The organism is Neptunomonas qingdaonensis, assembly GCF_900113275.1.
Taxonomy (GTDB): Bacteria; Pseudomonadota; Gammaproteobacteria; order Pseudomonadales; family Balneatricaceae; genus Neptunomonas; species Neptunomonas qingdaonensis.
On the sequence record NZ_FOOU01000024.1, the window covers coordinates 1 to 16,698 of the forward strand.

General features: G+C 46.2%; 18 protein-coding genes and 1 rRNA gene. 13 read left to right on the forward strand and 6 right to left on the reverse strand.

Annotation, left to right across the window (positions count from 1 at the left end):
- Window positions 1-180: 180 nt before the first annotated feature.
- From rrf to BM099_RS20870, 5 genes are all read left to right on the forward strand, one after another.
- Window positions 181-296: ribosomal RNA gene (rrf, locus tag BM099_RS19765) — 5S ribosomal RNA — on the forward strand.
- Window positions 297-446: 150 nt separating this feature from the next.
- Window positions 447-1,544, forward strand: a complete 1,098-nt coding sequence (gene mobA / locus BM099_RS20955) for a molybdenum cofactor guanylyltransferase MobA (protein ID WP_090730952.1) — start codon at window positions 447-449, stop codon at window positions 1,542-1,544.
- 186 nt (window positions 1,545-1,730) lie between these two features.
- Window positions 1,731-2,237 (forward strand): hypothetical protein, encoded by a 507-nt coding sequence (locus BM099_RS19775; RefSeq protein WP_090731009.1) that lies wholly within the window; start codon window positions 1,731-1,733, stop codon window positions 2,235-2,237.
- Window positions 2,238-2,660 (forward strand): DTW domain-containing protein, encoded by a 423-nt coding sequence (locus BM099_RS20865; protein ID WP_269750485.1) that lies wholly within the window; start codon window positions 2,238-2,240, stop codon window positions 2,658-2,660.
- Complete coding sequence (locus tag BM099_RS20870; RefSeq protein WP_269750484.1) at window positions 2,648-2,944, forward strand: DTW domain-containing protein; 297 nt, start codon at window positions 2,648-2,650, stop codon at window positions 2,942-2,944. Before BM099_RS20865 ends, BM099_RS20870 begins: the two co-directional genes overlap by 13 nt.
- 43 nt (window positions 2,945-2,987) lie before the next feature.
- Here BM099_RS20870 and dtd read toward each other — a convergent pair whose 3' ends face one another.
- The 3 genes from dtd to typA all read right to left on the reverse strand — a co-directional run bounded on the left by dtd (window position 2,988) and on the right by typA (window position 6,331).
- Window positions 2,988-3,428: a D-aminoacyl-tRNA deacylase gene (gene dtd / locus BM099_RS19785; protein WP_090730954.1), complete on the reverse strand. Its 441-nt coding sequence runs from the start codon at window positions 3,426-3,428 to the stop codon at window positions 2,988-2,990.
- A gap of 5 nt (window positions 3,429-3,433) precedes the next feature.
- Complete coding sequence (gene pip / locus BM099_RS19790; protein WP_090730956.1) at window positions 3,434-4,384, reverse strand: prolyl aminopeptidase; 951 nt, start codon at window positions 4,382-4,384, stop codon at window positions 3,434-3,436.
- A 129-nt stretch (window positions 4,385-4,513) separates the two neighbouring features.
- Entirely contained in the window at window positions 4,514-6,331 is a 1,818-nt protein-coding gene (gene typA / locus BM099_RS19795) for a translational GTPase TypA (protein ID WP_090730958.1), read from the reverse strand.
- A 371-nt stretch (window positions 6,332-6,702) separates the two neighbouring features.
- Here typA and glnA point away from each other — a divergent pair, with 371 nt between their 5' ends.
- The 7 genes from glnA (at window position 6,703) to BM099_RS19830 (ending at window position 13,733) form a co-directional block, all read left to right on the forward strand.
- Window positions 6,703-8,109: a glutamate--ammonia ligase gene (gene glnA / locus BM099_RS19800; RefSeq protein ID WP_090730960.1), complete on the forward strand. Its 1,407-nt coding sequence runs from the start codon at window positions 6,703-6,705 to the stop codon at window positions 8,107-8,109.
- Between the two features lie 247 nt (window positions 8,110-8,356).
- Window positions 8,357-9,424, forward strand: coding sequence for a nitrogen regulation protein NR(II) (glnL, locus tag BM099_RS19805; protein ID WP_090730964.1), 1,068 nt, complete (start codon window positions 8,357-8,359; stop codon window positions 9,422-9,424).
- The gene (gene glnG / locus BM099_RS19810) at window positions 9,424-10,848 is read left to right on the forward strand and encodes a nitrogen regulation protein NR(I) (RefSeq protein WP_090730966.1); all 1,425 of its coding nucleotides are present in this window, start codon (window positions 9,424-9,426) and stop codon (window positions 10,846-10,848) included. Before glnL ends, glnG begins: the two co-directional genes overlap by 1 nt.
- 53 nt (window positions 10,849-10,901) lie before the next feature.
- Window positions 10,902-11,369, forward strand: coding sequence for a tRNA (uridine(34)/cytosine(34)/5-carboxymethylaminomethyluridine(34)-2'-O)-methyltransferase TrmL (gene trmL / locus BM099_RS19815; RefSeq protein WP_090730968.1), 468 nt, complete (start codon window positions 10,902-10,904; stop codon window positions 11,367-11,369).
- A 111-nt stretch (window positions 11,370-11,480) separates the two neighbouring features.
- Complete coding sequence (locus tag BM099_RS19820) at window positions 11,481-12,149, forward strand: hypothetical protein (protein ID WP_090730970.1); 669 nt, start codon at window positions 11,481-11,483, stop codon at window positions 12,147-12,149.
- 10 nt (window positions 12,150-12,159) lie between these two features.
- Window positions 12,160-12,711, forward strand: coding sequence for a FlgO family outer membrane protein (locus BM099_RS19825; protein WP_090730972.1), 552 nt, complete (start codon window positions 12,160-12,162; stop codon window positions 12,709-12,711).
- 134 nt (window positions 12,712-12,845) lie between these two features.
- Complete coding sequence (locus BM099_RS19830) at window positions 12,846-13,733, forward strand: DUF2817 domain-containing protein (protein ID WP_090730975.1); 888 nt, start codon at window positions 12,846-12,848, stop codon at window positions 13,731-13,733.
- Window positions 13,734-13,789: 56 nt separating this feature from the next.
- On the opposite strand, the gene secB is transcribed toward BM099_RS19830, so the two are convergent.
- The 3 genes from secB to BM099_RS19845 are packed head-to-tail and all read right to left on the reverse strand — an operon-like array spanning window position 13,790 to window position 14,959.
- Window positions 13,790-14,269, reverse strand: coding sequence for a protein-export chaperone SecB (gene secB, locus BM099_RS19835; RefSeq protein WP_090730977.1), 480 nt, complete (start codon window positions 14,267-14,269; stop codon window positions 13,790-13,792).
- Between the two features lie 9 nt (window positions 14,270-14,278).
- Window positions 14,279-14,533 carry a glutaredoxin 3 gene (grxC, locus tag BM099_RS19840; protein WP_090730979.1) on the reverse strand — a complete coding sequence of 85 codons (255 nt, stop codon included), beginning with the start codon at window positions 14,531-14,533 and terminating at the stop codon, window positions 14,279-14,281.
- 6 nt (window positions 14,534-14,539) lie between these two features.
- Window positions 14,540-14,959, reverse strand: a complete 420-nt coding sequence (locus tag BM099_RS19845; protein WP_090730980.1) for a rhodanese-like domain-containing protein — start codon at window positions 14,957-14,959, stop codon at window positions 14,540-14,542.
- A 179-nt stretch (window positions 14,960-15,138) separates the two neighbouring features.
- Between BM099_RS19845 and gpmI the strand changes: the two genes are divergently transcribed.
- Window positions 15,139-16,689: a 2,3-bisphosphoglycerate-independent phosphoglycerate mutase gene (gene gpmI / locus BM099_RS19850; RefSeq protein ID WP_090730983.1), complete on the forward strand. Its 1,551-nt coding sequence runs from the start codon at window positions 15,139-15,141 to the stop codon at window positions 16,687-16,689.
- Window positions 16,690-16,698: the final 9 nt, after the last annotated feature.

A 16,698-nucleotide genomic window follows, 5' to 3' on the forward strand; every position in this document is an offset into this window, starting at 1 on the left:
AGTACTAATTGCTCGTGAGGCTTGACCATATAACGCCAAAGGCGTGTGGGAAGCATGTTGTGACGCTGAATGAAGTAGGCATCACCGTAAAAGATAAAGTTACTAGCGCTTGTTAACACAGACAAACACAAAAGATACCAACAGAAAACCTTCATCAAATCCTCGTTGTGACAGTTTACGCTTGGCGACCATAGCGAAATGGAACCACCTGATCCCATCCCGAACTCAGCAGTGAAACGTTTTAGCGCCGATGGTAGTGTGGGGTTTCCCCATGTGAGAGTAGGTCATTGCCAAGCACCTAATAAAAAAACCCCGATCACGCTGTGATCGGGGTTTTTTTATGCCCGCGAGTAATGAGTTGTTCTGCAATAAAAACTCTGCAATAAAAACAGTGTATCAGCTGATACACTTGAGGCTGGTTTGGTCATAAACGGAGTATTTTAAGAATGCATTGTGAGGCTGTTACAGGCGTAATTTTAGCCGGCGGTATGGCTCGTCGAATGGGCGGTACTGATAAGGGCTGGATTGAATTTGAAGGTAAGCCACTCATTCAGCATGCTTTGGATATTATTCAGCCGCAAGTGGCTCGTTGTGTCATTAATGCAAACCGAAGTCTTGAGGCATATCGTTCTCTTAATATCGATGTGTATATGGATTTGGAAGAGGGTTATCTGGGGCCATTAATGGGTATGGCTACAGGGTTGGCGCATTCCGATACAGATTGGGTTGCTTTTATACCGTGTGATAGCCCCAGGCTGCCCGTTGACACAGTAATACGCTTGCTTCGAGCAGTAGAAGATAACAAAGCGACTATTGCTGTCGCGCATGATGGAAAAAGATTGCAGCCAGTCGTGGCGTTATTGCACCGAAGCTTGCTCAACGATTTACAAAAGGCATTATCGAATGGGGAGCGTAAGATTGAGAGTTGGTTTTCTCGTCACTCGTGCGTAGAAGTCGATTTTTCTGATTGTGTAGATGCGTTTGTTAATGTTAATCGCCGTGATGACTTAGATGCGTTAATTGATATGCCAAAGCTCCTTGGCTTTTCTGCATGGAGCGGGACGGGTAAAACCACATTGCTAAAAAAACTTATACCGGCTTTACGTGCAGAGGGTGTCAGGCTGGCAGTTATTAAGCATGCGCACCATCGTTTTGATATCGATCATCCCGGTAAAGACAGTTATGAATTACGCAAAGCCGGTGCTAACCAGATGTTAATTGCATCGGCTAATCGTTGGGCATTGATGGTCGATAAACCGGAACCCGAGGAGCCTGTTTTAGCCGATTTAGTGGGGAAGTTGGATTTAGCCTGTTTGGATCTTGTTTTGGTTGAAGGTTTTAAGCGTGAGACTATTCCAAAAATCGAGCTACACCGTCCTTCATTGGGCAAACCTTTAGTGTTTCCTGAGGATTCAAATATCATTGCTGTTATTACTGATGAGCCAGACGCGTTAAATACAGAATTACCGATAATGATGTTAGCTGATGTCGACTCGATACTGGCTTTTATTCTGCAGTATATAGGGAGATCTGGTATCAGATAGATATCAGTTTATTGCATAAGTTTGGCGCTTTCTTTATTTCCCCTCATAGTCATAACGTCAGTGGTGGGTGGAGTCGGGTTAGGTTTACTGTTGAAGGTAAGCTGTTATTGCCCGTTTTATGAATACAACCAGTGGGTGAATCGCTATGATACCTATTTTTCAGCGTTATTTAATTCAGGGTTGTTGATGATAAATCTCGCGTCTCTTTCTTTTCACTTTGATGTGGTTGAAGATCGTATTCGGCTTATTGGTAATTTAGATAATGGCCAGCAGAGAGTTGATTTCTGGCTGACGCGGCGCTTGGTTTTGAGATTGCTGGATGCGTCTCCTAAGCTTTTGCAGCAGACGTCAGAAAAAGTCAGTCGGACACCTTTTGAGCATCAGAGTGCGATGGCTCAATTTGAACATGATGAAGCGCAGCAGGCGCAGCTTGTCAGACAGGATGCTAGTCTTACCCATGAGGGTTTTCAGGCCCTTCTTTTAAGACGTCTTGATATTAGTTTTCAAAAGGAACAATACTGCCTTAGTTTTTTTGTATCTGATGATGCAGCGTGCTTTGCTTTTAGTGTTTTGAGCCGTCAGGAAATGCATCAGATTTTACATTGGATGCATAAAGGGTGTTTGCAATTAAAGTGGGGAGTATCGAACTCTCTTTTTGATCTTAATGAGCAGGCACCAACGAGATTACAGTAGATGGCTTATGACTCTCTGGCACCGCGTAAGCCTTTTGTTGCGCGAGGTTCAAAAATAGAGCGATGTTCGGGTTGTTTTTTGCCAGCACAGAGCTGTTTGTGCTCTGATAAGCCTAATGTCAAAGCCGCTGCGGTATTCTGGTTATTAACGCATAACGATGAATGCTATAAACCCACCAATACCGGACGCTTGATAGTCGATGCAATTCAAGGATCAAGGGTATTTAAATGGTCACGTACAAATCCCGATTCTGATTTTATCAGTGCACTTTCTGATCAGAGGTACGCACCCTGTATCGTTTTTCCTTCAGGGGATGGTTATCAGCAGCGTATGGTAGAAAGTGCCGCGTTAAGTGGAAAAACTCCTGCGTTCATTATTCTGGATGGTACCTGGCGCCAGGGGCCCGGCGTATGTTCAGATTAAGCCGTTATCTGGATCACTTGCCGGTTATCGAGCCTAGCTGTGGTGCCGTTTCGCGTTATCAATTACGTCAATCCGCGGAAGAGCATCACCTGTGTACAGCCGAAGTGGCAGCGACAATGCTCAGAGAGGTACAGGATCATAGCAGTGCGGATGTGCTGGATGCGTATTTTGATTTGTTCAATGCTGAGTATTACACCTCTCGTCGTGGTGTCGATATGAGTTCGGCATCGACTCAGGCGCGACAGCGTTTATCGGAATTAAAAGAGGTTAATGTTCTTGCCTGATGCGTATCATTATACGTGAAGGGGCTCGTGCATCCCGTAGCGCTTAGTGAGCCTCCAGCATAAAGGTGACAGGTCCGTCGTTGATAAGTTGTACTTTCATATCAGCACCAAATTCTCCTGTTTCTACAGGGGCATGTAACTTCTGGGCTTGGGCTACGAAGTAATTGTAGAGTGCAATGCCTTGTTCTGGAGAGGCGCCGTTGGAGAAACCAGGGCGCAAACCTTTCATAGTCTCAGCGACTAATGTGAATTGAGAAACGACCAGTAAGCCACCTGCGGTTTGCTGTAGGCTTACATTCATTTTTCCATCACTGTCAGAAAAAATCCGATACGCTAAAATCTTTTTCAGGAGCTTATCAGCGACCGCTGGCGTATCATTTTTTTCTATACCTAGTAGCAATAGAATGCCGGGGCCTATCTGCCCTGCACAGCTGCCTGAAATCTCAACCGATGCTTGGCTGACGCGTTGAATTAACCCTTTCATCGATTTCAGGCTCTGCTGCGTGCAAAATCATCGGTAGCACGGATCAGGTTGTCAGTGGTTCCTGCCTCAAAAGCCGAATGGCCCGCATCCCGAACGATATGTAGTTCGGCATTCGGCAGTACCTGATGGAGTGCGTATGCCTGTTCGATAGGGCATACCATATCATAGCGACCATGCACCAGAATGGTACGTATATGAGCAATGTTGCCCGCTTGCTCAATTATCTGGTTGTTCTTTATGAATGCCATATTCATAAAATAGTGGGCTTCGATACGCGCCATTGATAATGCGGTATGAGGGTCAGAAAAATGCTCAACTATATTCGGATTAGGGTCAAGAGTTGAGCAGCGGCCTTCCCACACTGACCATGCTTTGGCTGCTGACATGCGCTCGATTTCATTCTTGGATGTCAGGCGCTTGTGGTAAGCAGATAGTAAGTTGTCTTGTTCTTTTGCAGGGATCTGGTTAGTGAAATCCTGCCAGTAATCAGGGAAGATCGCGCTGGCACCTTGTTGATAAAACCAATGTATATCTTGTGGGCGGCAGAGAAAAATGCCGCGTAAAATCATGCCTGAAACTTGTTCAGGGTGGCTTTGGGCGTACAACAGGCTTAACGTTGAGCCCCATGAGCCGCCAAATAGAAGCCACTGGTCAACGCCCAGTAGTAAGCGGATTTTTTCGATATCAGCAATCAGATTCTGAGTTGTGTTATTTTCAAGGCTGGCATGTGGCGTTGACCTGCCGCAGCCGCGTTGATCAAATAGAATAATCCGGTATTTCTCAGGATTAAAAAAGCGTCGTTGTGCGCCGCTTGTTCCACCACCGGGCCCTCCGTGAATAAACAACACGGGAATTCCTTCCGCATTGCCGCTTTCTTCAACGTATAAAGAGTGGCCTGAATCAACCTGAACTTGATGCTCTTTATAAGGAAATAATTCGGGATATAGCGTCCGCATGGTTAGTCCTTTATTGAAACGGTGAGTCTGATTTAAGTATAAAGTGGGTGTACGAGTAATGGCAGTGAATAGGTGAAAAATAGATGAAAAAAAAGCGACATGAGAGTCGCTTTTTGGATTTGAAGCGGTTTATTTGCCGCTACGAGAATGGCGTTTACGCTCATTTTCTGTAAGGAATTTTTTGCGTAAGCGAATATGGTTAGGTGTTACTTCAACCAATTCGTCATCTTCAATAAAGTCCAGCGCTTGCTCAAGTGTGAAGCGGATAGGTGGCGTCAGCTGAATATTCTCATCGGTACCCGATGCACGTACGTTGGTCAGCTGCTTACCTTTGATAGGGTTAACGGCTAAGTCGTTTGTACGTGAATGAATGCCAAGAATCATTCCTTCGTAGACTTCAACGTTTGGTGCAATACAAAGACGTCCGCGTGCTTGTAAGTTCCAGAGTGAGTAACCCAGGGCTTTACCGGTCACCATGGTGACTAATACACCATTGCTACGGGAAGCCAGCTCGCCTGTTTTTACAGGGCCGTAGTGATCAAAGATTGAGGTCATGATACCCGTGCCGGATGTCATGGTCAGAAATTGGCTACGGAAACCAATCAGGCCGCGTGATGGAATGAGGAAAGACAGACGAATACGCCCTGTACCATCCACTTCCATGTTAGTCATATCGCCACCACGTTTACCGACTTCTTCGATAATACTTCCCTGATGATCTTCTTCAACGTCAATCATGACTATCTCAAAAGGCTCATGGATGACGCCGTCGACTTCTTTTTGGACAACTTCCGGACGGGATACACCTAGTTCAAAGCCTTCGCGACGCATGGTTTCAATTAATACGGACAGATGTAACTCACCTCGACCCGATACACGGAATTTTTCCGGTGAATCGCCTTCGGCAACGCGTAGAGCAACGTTATGAATCAGTTCGCGATCCAGACGTTCTTTAATGTTCCGGCTAGTAACGAACTTGCCATCTTTACCCGCAAATGGAGAGTCGTTAACCTGGAAGGTCATCGAAACGGTAGGTTCATCTACGGACAGCGGTGGCAGAGCTTCTACCTTTTCAGGATCACATAGGGTATCTGAAATGTTCAGCACCTCTATGCCGGTAACGCAAATAATATCGCCTGCTCTGGCTTTATCTACGTCTACACGTTCAAGCCCAAGGTATCCCATGATCTTTTGAACGCGTCCGCTGCGGATTTTTCCGTCAGCGCCAATGATTTTGACTTGCTGGTTTAGTTTGACGGTACCGCGTTTAATGCGGCCGATGCCAATTACACCTACATAGCTATTATAATCCAGAGCAGAAATTTGCATCTGGAATGCGCCGTCCAAATCAACTTCTGGTGGTGGTACGTGTTTGACAATGGCTTCAAATAGAGGCGTCATATCTTCAGCGAGATTGTCATGTTCCAGACCTGCTATGCCGTTGATAGCTGAAGCAAAAATAATCGGAAAGTCGAGCTGTTCGTCAGTAGCGCCTAACGAATCAAACAGGTCAAAGACCAGATCAACAGCGCGATCCGGGTTAGCACCCGGGCGGTCAACTTTATTGATGACTACGATTGGGCGCAGGCCTTGGCTAAATGCTTTTTGCGTTACGAAACGTGTTTGTGGCATCGGGCCATCGACGGCGTCAACGAGTAGGCAAACACAGTCTACCATTGAAAGTACGCGTTCAACTTCACCACCAAAATCGGCGTGTCCCGGGGTGTCAACAATGTTTATATGGTAGCCGTTCCACTCTATGGCTGTGTTTTTCGCCAGAATGGTTATGCCGCGCTCTTTCTCCTGGTCATTGGAGTCCATAATGCGCTCTGTGCTTTCATCACGGCGGGCTAGTGTGCCTGATTGCAGCAGCAGTTTGTCGACCAATGTAGTTTTGCCATGGTCAACGTGGGCAATGATAGCGATATTTCTCAGCTTCTCGATCACGTGGAAGTACCTGTAGAGATTTTCATAAAATTAGGCAAACATTATACACTCAATTTGAGAGAGTTGATCCTGATTAATAGAGTTCTTATGTGCCTTTTTTCTACAAGAACTTTGCTTTATGTTGGGGTATGCTACTTGTGATCGTATAAAGCGGGTATGCAGTTAGCTTGGTGCATTGTTTTGGTGCGCTTGCTGGATGTGTGTTTTATATTGGTGCGCTTTATCGATTGTTAAAGTGGCTAGTGCCCTAAAATCAAGCATTTATGTGCTGGCACGCTAGTTGCTTATATGAGTGTTAAGCCGGCTTAGGCCGATATTTTCAGGACCGGATAGTAAACGCGTCTGGCAAATTATGATGTGGGGAGAGCCAAATGTCAGAGAAGACTCTGAAGTTAATCGAAGAAAATGATGTTAAGTGGGTTGATATGCGATTCACTGACACAAAAGGTAAAGAGCAGCACGTCACCATCCCTGTTCATCAGATGGGTGATGACTTCTTTGAAGAAGGCAAGATGTTTGATGGTTCTTCTATCGAAGGTTGGAAAGGAATAAATGAATCTGACATGATTCTTCAGCCAGATGATAGTGCGTCTGTATTGGATCCGTTTTCTGAAGAGTCTACCGTTATTGTGCGTTGTGACATCGTTGAGCCTGTAACGGGTCAGGGTTACGAGCGCGATCCACGTTCTGTTGCTCGTCGTGCTGAAGAATATCTGAAATCAACCGGTATTGCTGATACTGCAATGTTTGGTCCTGAGCCAGAATTTTTTGTATTTGATGAAGTGCATTTCCATAACGAAATGAGCGGTTGTGGTTACACTATCACTTCTGAAGAGGCTGCATGGTCTACCAATAACAAATATGAAGGCGGCAACTCTGGCCATCGTCCACGCGTAAAAGGCGGATACTTCCCGGTACCTCCTGTCGATTCTCTGCACGACTTGCGCGCTAATATGTGTAACGCAATGACGGCAATGGGTCTGGATGTTGAAGTTCATCACCATGAAGTAGCAACGGCTGGTCAGTGTGAAATCGGTGTGGGTGCTAACACACTGGTAAACAAAGCGGATGAAGTTCAGATTCTTAAATACTGTGTGCATAATGTTGCTCACGCATACGGTAAAACAGCGACTTTCATGCCAAAACCAATCGTTGGTGACAACGGTTCTGGTATGCATGTTCATCAGTCCTTGTCTAAAGATGGTGTGAACATCTTTGCTGGTGATGCTTATGCGGGTATGAGTGAAACAGCTTTGTTCTACATCGGTGGTATCATCAAGCACGCTAAAGCATTGAATGCGTTGACTAACCCAGGTACGAACTCGTACAAGCGCTTAGTGCCTCATTTTGAAGCGCCTGTTATGCTGGCATACTCTGCTCGTAACCGTTCTGCTTCTATTCGTATTCCATACGTTACCAGCGCTAAAGCGCGTCGTATTGAAACGCGTTTCCCTGATCCAATTGCTAACCCGTACCTGTGCTTTGCAGCACTGATGATGGCTGGTCTGGATGGTATTCAGAACAAAATTCATCCTGGTGATGCTGCAGATAAAGATCTGTATGACCTTCCTCCGGAAGAAGCTGCAGAGATTCCACAGGTTTGTGGTTCTTTGGGTGAAGCATTGGCCGAGCTGGATGCTGACCGTGAGTTCCTGACGCGCGGTAATGTATTTACTGATGATATGCTTGATGCATACATTGAAGTGAAACAGGCTGAAGTTGATAAAGTCAACCAGACGACTCATCCAATGGAGTATGACCTGTACTACTCTTGCTAATTGAACTTGCTTGAAAAGCCTCCTTCGGGAGGCTTTTTTGTGTCTGCTTTTTATTTCGACGACTTGGTGATGCACTTGTTTGGTTTGTGTGCGCTAAAGTGGTGCGTGCCGTTGGTGCATCAATAGTGTTTAGAGCGAAGAAAGCGGGAGAATATCTTAAGATGGCGTTTATCAGTGGAAAAAGCCGGCATTTATGAGTTGGCGCTTATTTTGCATTCTTTTATTAAAGTATTAAGTGGTTGCGCGGATGTTCAGAAAACAAACACACAAACAGACTCTGGAAAACTTATCGATTAGCGTGATTCTGCTGGATGAGAAGCTGCGTATTGATTATATGAACCCAGCAGCAGAAATGTTGCTTCAAGCAACAGCGAAAAGACTCAGTCAGTGTGGTGTTGAGCAATGGTTGACCAGCGATCCTGATGAATTAGCGGTATTAAAAGCCTCGATCACTTCTGGCCATCCTTACACACGAAGGGAGGCTAAGTTAATCACGATGAATGGGCATGAGTTGACGGTTGATTATAGTGTTAACCCTTTGCCATTAAATGATACACCGATGTTGCTTATTGAAATTCAGGCAAGAGACCGCTTATTGCGCATTGAGCGGGAGGAAGAGTTGCTATCGCATCACGCGGCAACGCGTAATCTTGTCAGAGGTATGGCGCATGAGATTAAAAACCCTTTGGGAGGCATTCGTGGTGCTGCGCAGCTTCTGGAGCGTGAGCTAGACGATGAGGCGCTGCATGAATATACGCATATCATTATTGAAGAGGTTGATCGCTTACGCAATCTGGTAGATAGGTTATTAGGATCGCATAAATTACCAAAGCGAGAACAGGTCAATATCCATGGGGTTTTGGAGCGGGTGTGTGCTCTGGTGAATGCAGAGTGTTCTGGTCAGATTGAGTTGAAAAAAGATTATGATCCGAGCATTCCTGAGTTTACAGGTGACTCAGAGCGGATAATTCAGGCGGTATTGAATATTGTCCGAAATGCGATGCAAGCGTTACAGGAGAGTGACGTTCAATCCCCAAAGATCATTCTACGTACGAGAGCTAAGCGTCAGGTAACAGTTGGTTCCGAACGATACCGCTTGGTGTGTCGTCTGGATATTATCGATAACGGGCCAGGCATACCGTCTGATATTTTAAGTACAGTTTTTTATCCGATGATCAGTGGTCGGGCAGACGGATCTGGTTTGGGCTTATCAATCGCTCAATCTATTATTAATCAACATCATGGGCTGATTGAATGCAACAGTGAGCCTGGGTGTACACGTTTTTCTCTCAATATCCCTTTGGAGTTTAAGTAATGAAAATGTCCGGTAATGTGTGGATAGTAGACGATGACCGGTCTATCCGTTGGGTGCTTGAGCGTGCCTTAAGCCAGGTCGGTATAGAGACCCAGGTTTTTGAAAAAGCGGATGATGTTTTAAAGCAGCTGGAGAAAACATCACCTGATGCAGTAATCAGTGATATCCGTATGCCGGGTATTGATGGTTTGCAGTTGCTGGAGCGTATCCATCTCACTCATCCAGATATCCCGATTATTATCATGACGGCGCATTCTGATTTGGATAGTGCTGTCGCTTCCTATCAGGGCGGTGCTTTTGAATACCTGCCTAAACCGTTTGATGTCGATGATGCCGTTGCTCTGGTTACCCGGGCAGTTGAGCATGCCTATGAGCAGCGACAGGGTAGTGCGGAACCCATTGCTGTTGATACCGCTGAAATTATTGGTGAAGCACCGGCAATGCAAGAAGTATTCAGAGCGATAGGGCGCTTATCGCAATCGAATATCACTGTCTTGATCAATGGTAAATCAGGGACGGGTAAAGAGCTGGTTGCGCACGCATTGCATAAACATAGTCCACGTGCTGCTGCTTCGTTTATTCCATTGAATATGGCGGCAATACCGAAAGATTTGATTGAATCAGAGCTGTTCGGCCACGAAAAAGGAGCATTTACAGGGGCGGCTTCAGTACGACATGGTCGGTTTGAACAGGCGGATGGCGGTACGCTGTTCCTGGATGAAATCGGAGATATGCCTGCAGAGACACAAACCCGTTTGTTACGCGTTTTAGCCGATGGGGAGTTTTATCGGGTAGGTGGGCATATACCCGTTAAGGTTGATGTGCGGATTATCGCCGCGACCCATCAGGATCTTGAGGGGTTGGTTAAGTCAGGTGGCTTCAGAGAAGATTTGTTTCACCGGCTTAATGTCATTCGTATTCATATTCCTCAGTTGTTTGAGCGTCGGGAAGATATCCCGCGCTTAGCGCGTCATTTTTTGTTACGTTCTGCCGAAGAGTTGAATGTAGAACCAAAAGTACTTAAGCCCGAAACAGAAGCCTTTATGTGTGATCTGGCCTGGCCTGGCAATGTAAGGCAATTAGAGAACACCTGTCGTTGGTTGACTGTAATGGCCTCCGGGCGAGAAGTGTTGGTCTCTGATATGCCGCCAGAGCTGATGGCAAAACAGGGCGCTGTCGAGGTGACAACCTCGAATTGGGAACATGCGCTGCGCAATTGGGCGGATCAGCAGTTAAGTGCTGGCCGTCGGGGGATTATCGATACTGCCGTCCCGGCATTTGAAAAAATCATGATTGAAACAGCCCTGAAGCATACAGCAGGTCGGCGCCGCGATGCGGCGGAGTTGCTGGGGTGGGGGCGCAATACATTAACGCGGAAAATCAAAGATCTGCATTTAAGTTTTGATGGTGCAGAAGATGAGTGATTTGAGTGCGCTAGGGCTATAATAGTGGCTGAAGTCATTTAACGGGAAGCGCTATGCTGCATGTTGTTTTATTTGAACCGGAAATACCGCCAAATACGGGTAACATCATCCGTTTGTGTGCGAATACTGGTTTTTATCTGCATTTGATTAAGCCATTAGGTTTCGATCTCGATGATACCAAGCTACGTCGCGCCGGGCTTGATTATCATGAGTTTTCTGCGTTACGTGTGCACGAGTCTTTACAAGACTGCTTGAATGAACTCGGCTCTCCTAAAGTGTGGGCGCTGACGACTAAAGGTACCCGCTTGCATAGTGATGTGCAGTTTTCAGAAGGTGATGTTCTGCTGTTTGGGCCAGAAACCCGCGGTTTGCCGCAAGCTGTCAGAGAGAGTTTGCCGGCAGAGCAGTGCATTAAATTACCTATGCAGGGAGACAGCAGAAGCCTAAATCTTTCCAATGCTTGCGCTATCGTTGTTTATGAAGCATGGCGGCAGCAAAATTATTTGGGCGCTACTAAGTAAACTAGACTAACCTATCCTCCGTAGAAAAGCCTCGAAGGGGCAGATATACCTGTAAAGGTAGACGCAATAGCAACTGCGTAAATTATGGACTTTTAATGTAAGGATTTAAGAATGATAAGGAAAGTGCTGCTTTTAAGCGCAATAACACTGACTGTGCCTGGCTGTTTTTATGCACACACATCGCAGGCACCGATCGCAAAAACATATCCAATCACAGAGCAGCATAAAATGCAGGCTGCACAGCATTGGCAGGTATTGGCGGATTATGAAGCCAAAGGTATTTTACACCAGTTAAAAGGCCAGTCTGTTTATGTGAATGGTGGCGATAAAAACTCTCCGTTTGATCAGACGTTTCACCAATTATTGATTAGTGAGTTAGTCAATGGCGGTGGCTCTGTAATGGTATCTTCTAATGCTTCTGCTGAAGTTAGCTATGATGTTAATTTAATTGAGCATAAAGACCGGGGCATGATTCGCCCACCAGAAGGAGCCTTGTCTGTATTGGCTGCCGGTATCACCGTAGCGACAGTGCCTTATAATCGTTGGACTGAGCCTGCGTTAGCACTTATTCCTATGGCGGTGGCAGGCGATTTGCTCATTGGTAATGTTGTCTCTGAATCGACACATGAAATTGCGATTACGACTCGAGTCACGCAGCAGGGTAAGTTATTACACTCTTCAACCAATATCTATTACATCAATCCAGGTGATAAAGATCACTACGTAGAGCCTGAACAACCGCGGGCAACAGCGCGGACGATTCGTGTAACAGATCGTTAAGGAGAAGAGAATGAAATGTTTATCTTGGGGTAAAGTCGCGGTTACTGCTCTGCTCGGTACGTTATTATTGACAGGTTGTGCATCAGATAAAGCAACGCGAGTCGTTGATACGAAAGTAGATTTGGTTGATGTGATTGATGATGTCAGTTCGGCATTGTTAAATTCTGCGGTTAAAGGGATGTCTAAAGAGCGTACAATTCTTGCGACCAGTTTCGTGAATATTGATGATCTTCAGCAATCTTCTACTTTTGGGCGGTTGGTCGGCGATACGGTTGCCTCAGATTTGGTCAACAGAGGCTATAATGTAATGGAAGTTCGGCTGCGAAATAGTCTTTTTATGCAGCCACGCCTTGGCGAATTCATGTTGTCACGTGAGTTGCGTAACGTGGGCGCCGAGCATGATGCCCAAGCCGTATTGGTAGGGACATATGCCATCGGAGGTGATTATGTGTATGTCAATGTGCGCTTGGTGAGTGTGATGAATAGCCAGGTACTCTCTTCTCATGACTTCCGTTTGCCTTTGAACCGGGATATTCGGAAAATGCTGACAAGTGGCCGCTGAATAGTCGCTAAATAACTGCCTAAGTAAAATAGCCGGCTTTGATAGCCGGTTTTTTTATGTGGTTTAGCGTAGTGGGTTATACTGTATTAGGTTAGGCTACACTTAATCTTTATCTATGAACTGATACCTTGCAAATGAAGCATTTTTTAACACTCTCAAGTGTATTGTGGTTGTTGCCCGTCGTGGCTTATTCTTCAACAGCGACACAGAGCGTCGATCAAAAGTACAAGACTGAAACGCAAAATGTGTGTGCTAAAATCGGCCGCAAGCTCTCCAGTGTGTCGGTGAAAGAATGTAATGCGCTGTCATTTGATGTGCCGCGGTTTTATTCCGTAGGTGGTTTGCCTATTTTAGAAAAGCATTTTCCGGCGACGCATGCTGATGCACCCAAAATTCTGTTTATCGGCGGCATACATGGAGACGAGTATTCCAGTGTCAGTGTTACCTTTAAGTGGTTGAGCACGCTGAATAAACACCATAGTGGTGCGTATGATTGGCACTTCTTGCCCTTAGCAAATCCCGATGGATTATTGCAGTCGCGGTCTTCGCGGGTAAATCAGAATAACGTAGATTTGAACCGTAATTTTATTTCTGCCCCTGATTTTCCGGAACCCCTGGTTCATTGGAAAAAGAAGGCGCGGGAGCGCTCGCGTTACTACCCGGGGCAGGCTCCTTTGAGCGAGCCTGAATCCAGAGTGATTCATCAGCTGATTGAAGAATATCGTCCTGATATCGTGGTTTCTGTACATGCGCCGCATGGCATTCTTGATTTTGACGGTAGTAATTTGCAGCCGCCTAAAAAACTAGGTCCTTTGCATCTTCGTCAATTAGGTACCTATCCAGGCTCCTTGGGTAACTATGCGTGGTTCGTTAAACGTATTCCGGTGATGACTATAGAGTTAGAACATGCGGGTATTATGCCGGCGAGCATTGATATTAGCAGGATGTGGACTGATCTTGTTAGCTGGGTTGGGGAGAAGACTGTCGAGAGAAATCAGGTTGTGCTTTCTGAGCCACAATAATCAGCCGCTATAAAAGGCACTGCAAACACTGAAAAGTGAGTCTGCAGTGCTTTATGTCAGTGCTGCTCTGCTGGCGTTGCTGAAGCTGCTTTCTGTTGAAGCTGCTGAGCGTACAGTGCATCAAAGTTGACAGGTGATAGCATTAGCGCCGGGAAGCTCGCTTTAGTCACCAGCGTATCAATCGTTTCGCGAGCATATGGGAATAGCAAGTTCGGGCAGAATGCGCCCAATGTATGCCCAATTTCCTGTTCGTTCATGCCGGCAACCTGGAAAATTCCGCCTTGCTGAACTTCTACGAGAAATGCAGTATCTTCTTCATTTTTAACCGTAACAGTTAATGTTAACACCACTTCGAAATGCTCAGGGCTAAGAGGCGTTGTACGTGTGTTCATCTCCAGATTAATCTCTGGCTGCCATTTCTTTGTGAAAATTTGTGGGCTGTTTGGCGTTTCCAGAGAAGCGTCTTTAACGTAAACGCGCTGAATTGAAAACTGTGGTCCTTTTGGCTGCGGCGCAGCCTGATCATTTTCTGCCATGTTGAATCCTTAATCTTGTTGTGAAAGAAGAGTGTCGAGCTGTCCTTGTCTTTCGAGTGCGTAAAGATCATCGCATCCGCCGACATGTGTATTGCCGATAAAGATCTGCGGCACACTAGTTCGTCCGCTGAGCTTGGTCATTTCAGCCCGCTTGCTGGGTTGGTTGTCTACTTTGATCTCTTGATAGGTCACGTCTTTTTGATCTAACAGCATTTTTGCTCTTGTACAAAAGGGGCACCAATCAGAACTATAAACGGTAATCATAATTGCTTAGGCCTTTTTAACAATCGGAAGATTCTGGCCTTTCCACTCTGTTATACCGCCCTGTAGACGTAAAACATTCTCAAAGCCTGCTGCTTTTAACTGTTTGCTGGCAGCGCCTGCTGTTTGGCCAAGATTGCATACCACAATGACAGGGCGCGTTTTGAACTTTTCAATCTCATTGAAACGACGACTAAAGTCGGCCAGAGGAATGTGTCGTGAACCGGTAATGTGGCCGGTGTCCCACTCCTTTTTGGTGCGGATATCAATCAACACTGCATCTTGCTTGTTCATAAGCTGAGTGGCCGTTGCTGGCGAAACAGACTTGCCGGCTTTTTGGCCTTCAGTCCACATAATCATCAAAAGTGTTAATAGCCAGGCCGCTATCAGCATAAAGTTGTTAGTGGCAAATTCGATCAATTGTTCCATTATGTTTCCTAAACCGTCATAACGCCGCGAAACCGGCACCTCATTTTGAGCGAACGATTATACAATGCCAGAGCGTCTCATATAAGAGGGGATTATGAATAGCAAGGCGTTGTTAGCCAATTGCGATGAATCGAAGTAAAATATGTGACCTTCTTTAGATAAAATTGGCCTGAATTCATATGAATAATAAGCGTATCCCTAAAGCACTGATTATCCTCGACGGTTTTGGTGTTGAGTCAACAGCCTCTTCTGCCATTGAAGTGGCGAATACACCTACATGGGATGCGTTGCTGGCTAATAATCCCAACTCGCGGATTGCGACCTCAGGTTTAGCCGTGGGTTTGCCCGATGGCCAGATGGGTAACTCAGAAGTGGGGCATATGAATATCGGAGCAGGACGAACGGTGTATCAGAACTTTACGCGTATTTCCAAAGCGATTGCCGATGGCGATTTTTTTGAAAACAGCGTCCTCACCGCTGCTATGGATAAAGCGATTGCGCAGAATAAAGCGGTGCACGTGATGGGCTTATTATCGCCGGGCGGAGTTCATAGTCACGAAGAACATATGTTCGCATTAATCAGAATGGCCGTGACGCGTGGTGCTCAGAAAGTCTATCTGCATGCCATTCTCGATGGACGGGATACCCCACCGCGTTCTGCGCAGGCTTCACTTGAAAAAGCCGACGCATTGTTTGCCGAATTAGGTAAAGGCGGAGTCGCTACGGTTGTGGGGCGCTACTATGCGATGGACCGGGATAATCGTTGGGATCGGGTGCAGCAGGCCTATGATGCTATGACAACAGGGGCGTCTGCGTATGTTGCTGACTCTGCAGTTTCTGCATTAACTGCTGCGTATCAGCGTGATGAGAACGATGAATTTGTCAAAGCCACCGTGCTGCAGAAAGATGGCCGCGCGGTGGGTGTTGTTGCTGATGGCGATGCGCTGATCTGCGCTAACTTTCGCCCCGATCGGTCGCGTGAGATAACCCGTGCATTTGTAGAGGGCGATAGCTTTACAGGCTTTGCTCGTGGTGTCCGGCCTGCATTGGTTGATTTTGTGATGATGACGGAGTATGCCGCTAATATTCCTGCTTCTTGTGCTTATGAGCCTGCGGTGATTGTGAATGACCTGGGCGAGTATATTTCGGCACAAGGTAAAACTCAGTTACGTATTTCCGAAACAGAAAAATATGCTCATGTGACCTTCTTTTTTAACGGTGGTCAGGAAGCGGTGTATGCCGGAGAAGAGCGTATTCTGGTATCTTCCCCTCAGGTGGCGACCTATGATCTTCAGCCTGAAATGAGTGCTCCGGAGTTGACCGATAAGCTGGTGGACGCTATAAAAAGTGGTAAATATGACCTGATTGTTTGTAACTACCCAAATGGTGACATGGTCGGTCATACCGGCGTGTTTGATGCCGCTGTACAGGCGGTTGAAACCGTTGATGCTTGTTTAAAAAGAGTATTGGGTGCCATGTCCGAAGTAGGCGGTGAGACGCTGATCACCGCTGACCATGGGAATGTTGAAATGATGCGCGACCCAACTTCTGGCCAGCCGCATACGGCACATACGAATTTCCCGGTAGCATTGATTTATGATGGTCCTAAAAAACACACGCTTTCGTTAGAAAATGGTGCATTGAGCGACCTTGCGCCGACCATCCTTGCCTTGATGGCGTTGCCGCAGCCGGCTGAAATGACGGGTCACAGTCTTGCGACATTCAAATAGATTGTTAAG